Annotated in this window: 14 protein-coding genes and 4 tRNA genes; 1 reads left to right on the top strand and 17 read right to left on the bottom strand. The window is 66.6% G+C overall.

Going from position 1 to position 11,177, the window contains the following annotated elements:
• Position 1 precedes the first annotated feature (1 nt).
• From A4U64_RS05765 to A4U64_RS05695, 15 genes are all read right to left on the bottom strand, one after another.
• Positions 2-802: an MlaE family ABC transporter permease gene (locus A4U64_RS05765; RefSeq protein ID WP_006931311.1), complete on the bottom strand. Its 801-nt coding sequence runs from the start codon at positions 800-802 to the stop codon at positions 2-4.
• Between the two features lie 8 nt (positions 803-810).
• Complete coding sequence (locus A4U64_RS05760) at positions 811-1,908, bottom strand: ABC transporter ATP-binding protein (RefSeq protein ID WP_029545069.1); 1,098 nt, start codon at positions 1,906-1,908, stop codon at positions 811-813.
• A gap of 318 nt (positions 1,909-2,226) precedes the next feature.
• A complete protein-coding gene (gene rplL / locus A4U64_RS05755; protein WP_006940888.1) occupies positions 2,227-2,613 on the bottom strand; it encodes a 50S ribosomal protein L7/L12 in 387 nt (128 codons plus the stop codon).
• A gap of 105 nt (positions 2,614-2,718) precedes the next feature.
• On the bottom strand, positions 2,719-3,252 hold the full coding sequence (gene rplJ / locus A4U64_RS05750) for a 50S ribosomal protein L10 (protein ID WP_006940886.1): 534 nt from the start codon (positions 3,250-3,252) through the stop codon (positions 2,719-2,721).
• Positions 3,253-3,624: 372 nt separating this feature from the next.
• Entirely contained in the window at positions 3,625-4,338 is a 714-nt protein-coding gene (gene rplA, locus A4U64_RS05745) for a 50S ribosomal protein L1 (RefSeq protein ID WP_006940876.1), read from the bottom strand.
• Between the two features lie 127 nt (positions 4,339-4,465).
• Positions 4,466-4,900 carry a 50S ribosomal protein L11 gene (rplK, locus tag A4U64_RS05740; RefSeq protein ID WP_003937618.1) on the bottom strand — a complete coding sequence of 145 codons (435 nt, stop codon included), beginning with the start codon at positions 4,898-4,900 and terminating at the stop codon, positions 4,466-4,468.
• Between the two features lie 70 nt (positions 4,901-4,970).
• Entirely contained in the window at positions 4,971-5,795 is an 825-nt protein-coding gene (gene nusG / locus A4U64_RS05735) for a transcription termination/antitermination protein NusG (RefSeq protein WP_065922308.1), read from the bottom strand.
• A 46-nt stretch (positions 5,796-5,841) separates the two neighbouring features.
• Complete coding sequence (gene secE, locus A4U64_RS05730) at positions 5,842-6,267, bottom strand: preprotein translocase subunit SecE (protein ID WP_006940872.1); 426 nt, start codon at positions 6,265-6,267, stop codon at positions 5,842-5,844.
• Between the two features lie 32 nt (positions 6,268-6,299).
• Positions 6,300-6,372, bottom strand: a tRNA-Trp gene (locus tag A4U64_RS05725).
• Positions 6,373-6,546: 174 nt separating this feature from the next.
• A complete protein-coding gene (gene hadB, locus A4U64_RS05720) occupies positions 6,547-6,972 on the bottom strand; it encodes a (3R)-hydroxyacyl-ACP dehydratase subunit HadB (RefSeq protein WP_006940870.1) in 426 nt (141 codons plus the stop codon).
• Positions 6,959-7,534: a (3R)-hydroxyacyl-ACP dehydratase subunit HadA gene (gene hadA, locus A4U64_RS05715; RefSeq protein ID WP_006940869.1), complete on the bottom strand. Its 576-nt coding sequence runs from the start codon at positions 7,532-7,534 to the stop codon at positions 6,959-6,961. Before hadA ends, hadB begins: the two co-directional genes overlap by 14 nt.
• Before the next feature lie 87 nt (positions 7,535-7,621).
• A complete protein-coding gene (gene rpmG, locus A4U64_RS05710) occupies positions 7,622-7,789 on the bottom strand; it encodes a 50S ribosomal protein L33 (RefSeq protein ID WP_003937613.1) in 168 nt (55 codons plus the stop codon).
• 58 nt (positions 7,790-7,847) lie between these two features.
• A tRNA-Met gene (locus tag A4U64_RS05705) sits at positions 7,848-7,923 on the bottom strand.
• 44 nt (positions 7,924-7,967) lie between these two features.
• Positions 7,968-8,040: transfer RNA gene (locus tag A4U64_RS05700), tRNA-Thr, on the bottom strand.
• A 258-nt stretch (positions 8,041-8,298) separates the two neighbouring features.
• Positions 8,299-8,384, bottom strand: a tRNA-Tyr gene (locus A4U64_RS05695).
• A 147-nt stretch (positions 8,385-8,531) separates the two neighbouring features.
• On the opposite strand from A4U64_RS05695, the gene A4U64_RS05690 reads away from it, so the two are divergent.
• On the top strand, positions 8,532-9,023 hold the full coding sequence (locus A4U64_RS05690) for a YajQ family cyclic di-GMP-binding protein (RefSeq protein ID WP_006940864.1): 492 nt from the start codon (positions 8,532-8,534) through the stop codon (positions 9,021-9,023).
• Between the two features lie 12 nt (positions 9,024-9,035).
• On the opposite strand, the gene htpX is transcribed toward A4U64_RS05690, so the two are convergent.
• Both htpX and A4U64_RS05680 read right to left on the bottom strand, forming a co-directional pair.
• The gene (gene htpX, locus A4U64_RS05685) at positions 9,036-9,896 is read right to left on the bottom strand and encodes a zinc metalloprotease HtpX (protein WP_006940863.1); all 861 of its coding nucleotides are present in this window, start codon (positions 9,894-9,896) and stop codon (positions 9,036-9,038) included.
• A gap of 108 nt (positions 9,897-10,004) precedes the next feature.
• The gene (locus tag A4U64_RS05680; RefSeq protein WP_006940861.1) at positions 10,005-11,051 is read right to left on the bottom strand and encodes a polyprenyl synthetase family protein; all 1,047 of its coding nucleotides are present in this window, start codon (positions 11,049-11,051) and stop codon (positions 10,005-10,007) included.
• Between the last annotated feature and the right edge of the window lie 126 nt (positions 11,052-11,177).

Below are 11,177 nucleotides of genomic sequence, written 5' to 3'. Positions count from 1 at the left end.
GTCAGGATCCCTTCGCCGGAACGATCTGCAGGTACACCATCGTCAGGATCAGGTTCGCGAAGAACAACAGAAGGAAGGTGATGACGACGGTCTGGTTGACGGCCTCGCCGACCCCCTTCGGTCCGGCACCGGGGTGCAGGCCCTTGTAGGCCGCGACGACGCCGGCGATGACACCGAAGATCGCCGCCTTGATCTCGGCCACGTAGAGGTCGGGCAACTGGGCGAGGGCCGAGAAGGACGCCAGGTAGGCGCCCGGGGTACCGCCCTGCAGGATCACGTTGAAGAAGTAGCCGCCGGCGATGCCGACGACGGAGACGAGTCCGTTGAGCAGCAGCGCGATGAGAACCATCGCGAGCACGCGCGGGACCACCAGGCGTTGCACGGGGTTGATGCCGAGCACCTCCATGGCATCGATCTCCTCGCGGATGGTGCGCGATCCGAGATCGGCGGTGACCGCGGAGCCGGCCGCGCCGGCGATCAGCAGCGCGGTCACGATGGGACTGCCCTGCTGGATCACGGCCAGCACGCTGGCGGCGCCGGTGAACGACTCCGCGCCGAGCTGCTTGATCAGCGACCCGGTCTGCAGCGAGACCACAGCGCCGAACGGGATTGCCACGAGGGCGGTGGGCAGGATCGTGACGCTCGCGATGAACCACGCCTGCTCGATGAACTCGCGGAACTGGAACGGCCGGCGGAAGGTGTTCCGCACGACGTCGACGAACAACTCGACGATGTTTCCGGCCTGGGTGAGTGCACCGTGTATCGGACGCACGAACGAGCTGGTGCCCGATCCGACCCCCATGTGTGCTCCTAGCTTCTGTGGCGGGCGGACTCGTCGTACCCGTGACCGGGGTACGCCGGGATGACCTGCGTGTCGTCGTCGCGGAAGGAATGCTCGGGGTAGGCCGGCGCGGCGTGCGTCCCGCCGGTCTCCTCGAAGGACTCGAGGATGGCCTGCTGGGCGGCCTCGGGCAGGGTGTGCAGGATGTGCCGCACCCGCTCCTGCCGGCGGGCGACGGCCTGCCGCTCGGGCATCCCCGGGGTGGCCTTCATCTGCGGCACGATGCCCTCGACGTCCTCCACCCCACCGGCGTGGTGCCCGGCGTCGACGAGGGCCTGCTCCTGCGCCATCGTCGCCTCGTCCTTCTCCTCCGACATCCCGATCGGCCCGATCATCGTGCCGTTGAGGAACTGCTTGACCACCGGCTCGTCGCTGGTGAGCAGCACCTCGCGCGGACCGAACATCACCAGCTCCCGGCGGAACAGCATCCCGATGTTGTCCGGCACCGTCCGCGCCAGGTTGATGTTGTGCGAGACGATCAGGATCGTCGCGTCGATCTCGGCGTTGATGTCGATCAGCGTCTGGCTGATGTAGGTGGTGCGCACCGGATCCAGCCCCGAGTCCGGCTCGTCGACCAGGATGATCTGCGGATCGAGCACCAGCGCCCGCGCCAGCCCGGCCCGCTTGCGCATGCCGCCGGAGATCTCGCCGGGCAGCTTGTCCTCGGCGCCGAGCAGACCGACGAGCTCGAGCTTCTCCATCACGATCTTGCGGATCTCGGACTCGGACTTCTTGGTGTGCTCGCGCAGCGGGAACGCCACGTTGTCGTAGAGGTTCATCGACCCGAACAGCGCACCGTCCTGGAACAGCACCCCGAACAGCTTGCGGATCTCGTAGAGCTCCTTCGAGGAGCACTGCAGGATGTCGGTGCCGTCGATGACGATCGAGCCCCGCTCCGGCCGCAGCAGACCGATCAGCGACTTGAGGAACACCGACTTGCCCGTACCCGACGGGCCCAGCAGCGCCGACACCTCACCCGCCGGCAGCGTCAACGTCACGTCCTGCCAGATCCGCTGAGACCCGAAGGACTTCGTCAACCCCTCGACAGCTACTTCGACTCCCACCATTACCTCCGCACGGCTCGATGCTGTTCCCCACTGTGGATTGCGTCACTGTAGCGCATCGAAGTGTTACCTGTGACACGGGATCCTACTAGCGAGTAAGAACACAGGTCAACTCGGGCATAACCCCCTTCGATCAGGGGTATGACCTGCGCTTATGCCGTCCCCGTGCGGCACCGACGTCAACTTAGCGCGGATGGTTTCCGCGCGCTCGGCAAACCGGTCACGAATGCGCGAAAAGGCCGCTGCCCACGGACTCACGTCCGTGGGCAGCGGCCTTGCCGAAGCGCTCGACCGCGGTGCGGTCGGGCAGCCGGGTTCGTCTTACTTGACGGCGACCTTGGCGCCGGCCTCTTCGAGCTTCGCCTTGGCAGCCTCGGCGGCATCCTTGGCGACCTTCTCCAGGATCGGCTTCGGAGCACCCTCGACGAGGTCCTTGGCCTCCTTCAGGCCGAGGCCCGAGACGATCTCACGGACGACCTTGATGACCTGGATCTTCTTGTCGCCGGCACCCTCGAGGATGACGTCGAACTCGTCCTGCTCGGACTCGGCCTCGGCGGCGGCGGCCGGGGCACCGGCAGCGGCGACGGCGACCGGAGCGGCAGCGGTGACCTCGAAGGTCTCCTCGAAGGCCTTCACGAACTCCGAGAGCTCGAGGAGGGTCAGTTCCTTGAACGCGTCGAGCAGCTCTTCGGTGGTGAGCTTCGCCATGGTGGCGGTCCTTCCTTGTGGATCCCATGTCGCTGATCCGCGACCGGATGGGATGCGCGCCGGGGCGCGCGGGGTGGGTGGGTCAGTGATTCGCGATGGTGCGGATCAGCTTGCGGCAGACTCCTGGTCCGCCATCTTCTCCTGCAGAGCGGCCGCGAGACGGGCCACCTGCGAGGCAGGAGCGTTGAACAGGCCGGCGGCCTTTGCCAAGTTGCCCTTCATCGCGCCGGCGAGCTTGGCCAACAGCACCTCGCGGGACTCGAGGTCCGCGATCTGGTTGACCTGATCCACGGACAGCGCAGCGCCGTCCATGTAGCCGCCCTTGATGACGAGCGCCTTGTTGTCCTTCGCGAAGGTCTTCAGGGCCTTCGCAGCGTCGACCGGCTCGCCCTTGATGAACGCAATGGCGGTCGGTCCGACGAACAGGTCGTCAAGGCCCTCGACGCCCGCCTCTGCGGCGGCGCGCTTGACCAGGGTGTTCTTGGCGACGGAGTAGGTGGCACCCTCTCCGAGAGCGCGTCGCAGCTGCGTCAGACTGGTCACCGACAGACCACGGAACTCCGTGATCACGGCGGCCGTCGAGTCCTTGAACTGCTCGGTGATCTCCGCAACCGCAGAAACCTTCTCAGGCTTTGCCATACTTCGCCTCCTCTCAGTAACAGTCGTTTTCCCGCTCGGGAAGTTCCACTCGAAATCCGCAAAATGCAAAACGCCCCGGTGCAGGGCACACGGGGCGTACAGAGAGAAAGACGGCATCGCAACCGATGTCGTATCTCCCCTACCTCGTCCTCCTGCGTGGGCCGCCGGGCAATCCCGGACCTTCAACCGAGTCCGCGAGCGGATCCGGTGACCAACGGTCTTGGGTAGAACATGATCGGGGTGAAGATCGGCACGCGCCGAACTCCGCAGGCAAGCGTACCCGACCGGATGTGCGGACGCAAAACGGCCGGCACGGAGCAGTTCCGTGCCGGCCGTTTCGTGCGCTGACCGCGAAGACTGGAGACCAGCCTCCTACTCGGCGTCCTCCAGGAGGTTGCGAGTGCGCGACGGGTCCACCGGGATGCCCGGTCCGGTGGTGGTCGCGATCGTCACCTTCTTGACGTAACGCCCCTTCGCGGTGGACGGCTTCGCGCGCAGGACCTCGTCCAGGGCGGCACCGTAGTTCTCCACCAGCTTCGCGTCGTCGAACGACGCCTTGCCGATCACGAAGTGCAGGTTCGAGTTCTTGTCGACGCGGAAGTTGATCTTGCCGCCCTTGATGTCGGCGACAGCCTTGGCGACAGCCGGGGTGACCGTACCCGTCTTCGGGTTCGGCATCAGGCCGCGCGGACCGAGGACACGCGCGATGCGGCCGACCTTGGCCATCTGGTCCGGGGTCGCGATCGCGGCGTCGAAGTCCAGCCAACCGCCCTGGATCCGCTCGATCAGGTCCTCCGCGCCGACGGCGTCCGCACCCGCGGCCTCGGCCTCGGCGGCCTTCTCGCCGACCGCGAACACGATGACGCGGGCGGTCTTACCGGTGCCGTGCGGCAGGTTGACCGTGCCGCGGACCATCTGGTCCGCCTTGCGGGGGTCCACACCGAGGCGCATGGCGACCTCGACGGTGGCGTCGTAGTTCTTCGACGAGGTCTCCTTCGCGAGCCGAGCGGCCGCGAGGGGGCTGTAGAGCGTCGAGGCGTCGATCTTCTCAGCGGCGGCGAGGTACGCCTTGCTGCGCTTTGCCATTGTTCTGTCCTAACTTGTCACCGGAAGGTGAATGGTTCGGTCGTGGTTGTCGAGCCTGGCCGGCCCTCCCACGGGTTCCTGCTCCGGGGCTTCGTCAGCCCTGCGGTGTCACAACGCGTCGCGGCGCTCAGCCCTCGACCGTGATGCCCATCGAACGCGCGGTGCCGGCGATGATCTTCGCGGCAGCCTCGACGTCGTTGGCGTTCAGGTCTTCCTGCTTGGTCTTGGCGATCTCGCGCACCTGGTCCATGGTGACCTTGGCGACCTTGGTCTTGTGCGGCTCGCCGGAGCCCTTCTGCACGCCCGCGGCCTTCAGCAGCAGCTTGGCGGCCGGCGGGGTCTTCAGCTTGAAGTCGAACGAGCGGTCCTCGTAGACCGTGATCTCGACCGGCACGACGTTGCCGCGCTGCGACTCGGTCGCGGCGTTGTACGCCTTGCAGAACTCCATGATGTTGACGCCGTGCTGACCCAGGGCGGGGCCGACCGGCGGAGCCGGGTTGGCCTGACCTGCCTGGATCTGGAGCTTGATGAGCCCGGCAATCTTCTTCTTCTTCGGGGGCATCTCTATTCCTAGTTTCTTGCTCGGTGTGGTTCTTGCGTACTGCTATCGCAAGCTTGAGTGGGTCGGACCCTCAGATCTTCGACACCTGGTTGAAGGACAGCTCCACCGGGGTCTCACGACCGAAGATCGACACCAGGACCTTGAGCTTCTGCTGCTCGGCGTTGACCTCGCTGATCGAAGCCGGCAGCGTCGCGAACGGTCCGTCCATCACGGTGACGGACTCGCCGACCTCGAAGTCCACCTCGATGGCAGGCTTGACGGCGGTCGCGGCGCCCTCGGCGGTCGTGGCGGCGGCTGCGGCGGGCTTCTTCTTCGCCTGCTGCGGCAGCAGGAACTTCACGACCTCTTTGATCGTCAGCGGCGACGGGCGCGAGGTGGCACCCACGAACCCGGTGACGCCGGGGGTGTTGCGCACCGCGCCCCACGACTCGTCGTTCAGCTCCATGCGCACCAGGATGTAGCCCGGCAGGACCTTGCGGTTGACCTGCTTGCGCTGGCCGTTCTTGATCTCGGTGACCTCTTCGGTGGGCACCTCGACCTGGAAGATGTACTCGCTCAGGTCCAGGTTCTGCACGCGGGTCTCGAGGTTGGCCTTGACCTTGTTCTCGTAGCCGGCGTAGGAGTGCACGACGTACCAGTCGCCGGGCTCGAGCCGCAGCTGCTTCTCGAGGGCCTCCGCCGGATCGACCTCCTCGGCCTGTGCCTCTTCGGCCACCTCGTCGGCCTGTGCCTCCACGGGCGCTTCGGGCTCGTCGCCGGACGTCTCGTCGGTTTCGATGCCCGCCTCTGCCGACTCGTCGGCCGCGTCCGCGGTCACGGAGTCGTCAACAAAGACCTCGTCCGAAACGCGCTCTTCGGCCGAGGGCTCGTAGGAGTCGTTCTCGGGGGTGCTCACCGGGCACTTTCCTCTCGTCGATCACATTCGCCGGCACGCTGACGCGCTAACCGAACAACCAGCTGACGCCCTTCACGAACGCCAGATCCAATCCAAAGATGAGCGCGGTCATGACCGCCACGAAGACCACGACGACGGTCGTGTACGTGACCAGCTGCTTGCGATTCGGCCAGATCACCTTGCGGAGCTCGGCGAGGACCTCACGGAAGAAGCGCCGCAGGCGCTTGAAGATGTTCTCCGTGCCCTGGGCACCGGAGCGGGAGGCGGACTTGGCTGCCGCCTTCGAATCGGGCCGCCGGGTGGCAGCCACCGCGGTCGACGCAGGAGCGGCCGAACGCCGCTGGGACCTCTTGCCGGTGGGAGCAGCGGACGCGGAGGAAACGTCGGGGGTCGCGTCGGTCGCCGATCCGGCGTCGACAGGGTTGGAAGTCCCTGCAGTACCGCCGTCGCGCTTACCGCGCTCCTCGCTCACATCGTTCCTCTCGGTCGCTGGCCGTCCGGGGGCAGGGGCGACAGGACTTGAACCTGCAACCTGCGGTTTTGGAGACCGCTGCTCTGCCAATTGAGCTACGCCCCTTTGGTCGATGCCTCCGCCGGGAACCGGCGTCTCGATCGACCCATCTGCGACCACATGACATGCGCGCCACCCCGCGGACCGTGGAGGTCCTCGAGAGCAGCGCGCTGCGCTATGCGATCCCAGAAGTCTTAGTGTACTTCATAGCCCCGGGACAAACCCAATCCGCCCGGCCGGTCAGGCCAGACGGACCGTTGCCGTGGCCCGCCCGAAGATCTTACGCCCTTCGGACTTTGCCACGATCGCGACCACTGCTGTCTTGCTGTCCGCGTCCACCGACTTGACCTTGCCGGAGAACTCCACCTCGGCGGCCCGATGGGCCTCGACGTAGACCGGACTGGTGAACCGAACGTTGTACTCGGTCACCGCTCCTGGGTCACCGAGCCAGTCGGTGACGAAGCCGGCCGCGATGCCCATGGAGAGCATGCCGTGGCCGACCACATCGCGCAAGCCGGCGAGCTTGGCGACCTCGTCGCTCCAGTGGATCGGGTTGGGATCACCCGACACACCCGCGTAGTTCACGAGGTTGCCGCGGGTGAGCGTGACCACCCGCGCGGGCAGCTCCTCCCCGACCGAGACGTCCTCGAACCTACGGAGCGACATGCATCATCACATCCTTGACTGCGTGGGCGATGTTCTCGTCCACCTCGCCACCGGTGCGGCCCACCAGGGTGGTCCACGTGGTCATCACGACGTTGTCGTGCTGATCCGTGATGATGTTCTTGGTGGTGATGATGTCGCTGCCGGCGGCCTGACGGAAGTCGTCGAGGTACACGTCGCAGAACAGTCGATCGCCCACCTGGATGGGCCGGTGGAACACCAGCCGCTGGTCCGTCTGCATGATCTGGCTGAGGTCGTATCCGGTGACGACCTCGTCGAACAGCTTGCGCTGGGCGATCATGCCGACGATGGAGACGAAGGTCAGCGGAGCGACGAGGCCGTCGTAGCCGAGGCCCTTGGCCGCTTCCTCATCGTGGTGCGCCGGATTGTTGTCCAGCACGGCACGCGCGTACTCGCGGACCTTCTCGCGCCCGACCTCGTAGAAGTCCTCGACACGATAGTGATGGCCGACCATCGAGGCCGCATGTGCCGCTGCATCGAACTGGATCCCGGCCTGTTCGGTGCCGTCCACGACCGATTCTTCACTCACGGATATGCCCGTCATACGCAAAACTCCCGCAAATTCGCCCGGACGCCGGCCGGCGTGGGCGAGTTTGCGGAGAGCTCACGCGTCGACGTCGACCCTGTACGACTACTTCGACTCGCGGTGGGCGCGATGAGTGCCGCAGTTGGGGCAGAACTTCTTCAGCTCCAACCGGTCGGGGTCGTTGCGACGGTTCTTCTTCGTGATGTAGTTGCGGTGCTTGCACACCTCGCAGGCCAGGGTGATCTTCGGCCGAACGTCGGTTGAGGAGGCCACGGGATGCCTTCTTTCGCGTCAATCTGATCAACGACGATCAGGGTGGTTCATTCAACTTTGGTAGCGGTGACCGGACTTGAACCGGCGACGCAACGATTATGAGTCGTTTGCTCTACCAACTGAGCTACACCGCCTCGGTGTCGAGTGTCGCGAACAACGGCGGCACCACAATCCAGCGAGCCCCCTGACGGAATCGAACCGTCGACCTTTTCCTTACCATGGAAACGCTCTGCCGACTGAGCTAAGGGGGCGCGACCACCGTGAGCATCTCTGCTCGCTGCGGCCTCCAAAAGATTACACACACTCCTCTGCAGGAACAAAATCAGCAGCTCAGGGGCCATAAATCGGCTTTCCGGCGGCTTCCGCGCGCATCCGGCGAGGTGCTCCCCTGCCCCGCCCCGGCACGGGCCCTGCCCACGAGCGCCGGCGGGACCCGGCACGGACGACGTCCCGGTACCCGAACGGCTGCAATGCAGAACGGCCCCGATCCGTTCGGATCGGGGCCGTTCTGGTGGCAGGTGTAGGATTCGAACCTACGTAGGCGTAAGCCGACGGATTTACAGTCCGCTCCCATTGGCCGCTCGGGCAACCTGCCGGGCGCGATCGGGACCGTGTCCCTGGCGCGTTTGAAACAATACAACGCACACCCCCCTGTTGTGCAAACCGGGTGGACAGCGGCACTGCGCCACCCGATAGCGTCGGGGCGGCAACCCGTACAGAACCGATCCGAAGTGGAGTGCTCGTGGCTGATTCGTCGTTCGATGTGGTGAGCAAGGTCGACCGGCAGGAGGTGGACAACGCGCTGAACCAGGCCGCCAAGGAACTCGGCACCCGCTTCGACTTCCGCAACACCGGGGCGAGCATCGAGTGGAGCGGCGAGGAGTCCGTCACCCTGACCGCCGACACGGAGGAGCGCGTCAATGCCGCCCTCGAGGTGTTCAAGGAGAAGCTGATCCGCCGCAATCTCTCCCTCAAGTCATTCGACGCCGGCGAGCCCACCCAGTCCGGCAAGGTCTACAAGATCAGCGGATCCCTGGTGCAGGGCATCAGCACCGAGAACGCCAAGAAGATCTCCAAGCTGATCCGCGACGAGGGCCCGAAGGGTGTCAAGGCGCAGATCCAGGGCGAGGAGCTGCGCGTGAGCAGCAAGAAGCGCGACGACCTGCAGGCCGTGATCGCACTGCTCAAGAACGCCGACCTCGACATCGCGCTGCAGTTCGTCAACTACCGGTAGGCCCCCGGGGCGCTACCCGCCGCGGGCCATGCGCTCGAGCCGGTCGATGCGCTCGGCCATGGGCGGGTGGGTCGAGAACAACCGGCTCACCCGCTCCCCCGCCCGGAACGGGTTGGCGATCATCATGTGCGACTGCGCGGCGATCCGGGGTTCGGGCGGCAGCGGCGCCGCCTGGGTGCCCCGCTCGAGCTTGCGCAGCGCCGACGCCAGCGCCAGCGGATCGCCGGTGAGTTCGGCGCCGGACTGATCCGCCTGATACTCGCGCGAGCGCGACACGGCGAGCCGGACGACCGTGGCCGCGATGGGCCCGAGCAGCGACACCAGCAGCAGAGCCAGCGGATTGGTGCCCTGGTCGCGGTTGCCGAACATGTTCGCGAACAGTGCGAGATTCGCCAGCCCCGAGATCACCGCCGCCATCGCCCCGGCCACCGACGAGATCAGGATGTCCCGGTTGTAGACGTGCGACAGCTCGTGCCCGAGCACGGCGCGCAGCTCCCGCTCGTTCAGGATCTGCAGGATTCCGGTGGTGCAGCACACCGCCGCGTGGCGGGGATCGCGGCCCGTCGCGAACGCGTTGGGCGCATTGGTCGGGCTGATGTACAGCCGGGGCATCGGCTGATGGGCCGTGGTCGCGAGCTCGCGCACGATCCGGTACACCACCGGCGCCTCCACCTCGGTGATCGGTTGGGCGTGCATCGCACGCAGCGCCAGCTTGTCGCTGTTGAAGTACGCGTAGGCGTTCATCCCGACGGCGAGAACGATCGAGCCGATCAGGATCGTCGGGTTCCGGAACAGGGCGCCGATGAACACGATGAGGGCGGACATCCCGATGAGGAGCCCCGCCGTCTTCAGCCGGTTCGCATACCCGTGCACGTCACGCCTCTTCCCGATTCGTCGATCTTGCTCGAATGTTCAACGAAACAGGGCGGGGAGCGGGTTCCCCACCGTCACTCCCCGCAACGGCCGTCCCGGCTTCCGGGTCTACCCCACGCGCGCAATCGTGTAGTCGACGAGCCGTCGCAGGGCCTCGTTCGCCGGTCCCGACGGCAGCGACGCCAGCTCCGCGCGGGCCTTGTCCGCGTACTCGCCCAGCGTCCGCTTCGCGGCGGCCATCCCCGGCGACCGTGCCAGCAGCATCAGGGCCTCGTCGACGGCGGCCTCGTCCTCCACCGGCCCGGCCAGCAGTTCCCGCAGCCGGTCGGCCTCGGGTCCGGACTCGCGGAAGGCGTAGAGCACCGGTAGGGTGTGGACCCCCTCACGCAGGTCCGTTCCCGGAGTCTTGCCGGACTCCACCGAGGCCGACGAGATGTCGATGATGTCGTCGGCGATCTGGAACGCGGTGCCGACGGCGTCGCCGAGCCGTTCCAGTTGTGCGATCTGTTTCGCATCCGCGCCGGAGAACGTCCCGCCGAACCGCCCGCTCGTCGCGATCAGCGAGCCGGTCTTCTCCCACACCACCTTGAGGTAGTGCTCGACCGGGTCGCGTTCCTTCCCGGTGCCGATGGTCTCTCGCATCTGCCCGGTCACGAGTTCGGCGAACGTCTCGGCGATGGTCCGCACGGCGTCGGGGCCGAGGGTCGACACCAGCCGCGACGCGTGGGCGAACAGGAAGTCCCCGGCGAGGATGGCGACGCTGTTGCTCCACCGCGCGTTGGCGCTGGGCGCCCCCCGGCGCATGGTGGCCTCGTCCATCACGTCGTCGTGGTACAGCGTGGCCAGGTGCACCAGTTCGACCGCGGTCGCCGCCGTGACGACCGCCGCATCGTCGGGCTCCGGCCCGAGCTGGGCGGTGAGGAGCGTGAACAGCGGACGGAACCGCTTGCCGCCGGCCTTGGCGAGATGCAGCGCGACCTCGGTCAGGAAGTCCTCGCCGTCGGACAGCTCCGAGATCAGCAGTTCCTCGACCCGGGCGAGGCCGTCCCGGACGGCGGCCGCCAGGACCGGATCGCCGAGGTCCACCCCGGCCACCACCGTGTCCGACGTCGCGCCGGACGGACCGGCGGACTGCGCCGCCCCTTCAGTGCTCACGATGAGATACCCATCCTGTTCTGTCGACCCGGCTGTTGCTGTCCGCTGTCGAATCGGCTCCACGGTAGTGAACCTAGCCGCTCCGCCGGGCGGCTACCTCCCCGAGGCACCGAAGCCGTGCCTGGA

Source organism: Rhodococcus sp. WB1 (assembly GCF_001700945.1).
GTDB lineage: Bacteria > Actinomycetota > Actinomycetes > Mycobacteriales > Mycobacteriaceae > Rhodococcus > Rhodococcus aetherivorans.
This window is presented reverse-complemented; position numbering and strand designations above follow the sequence as displayed.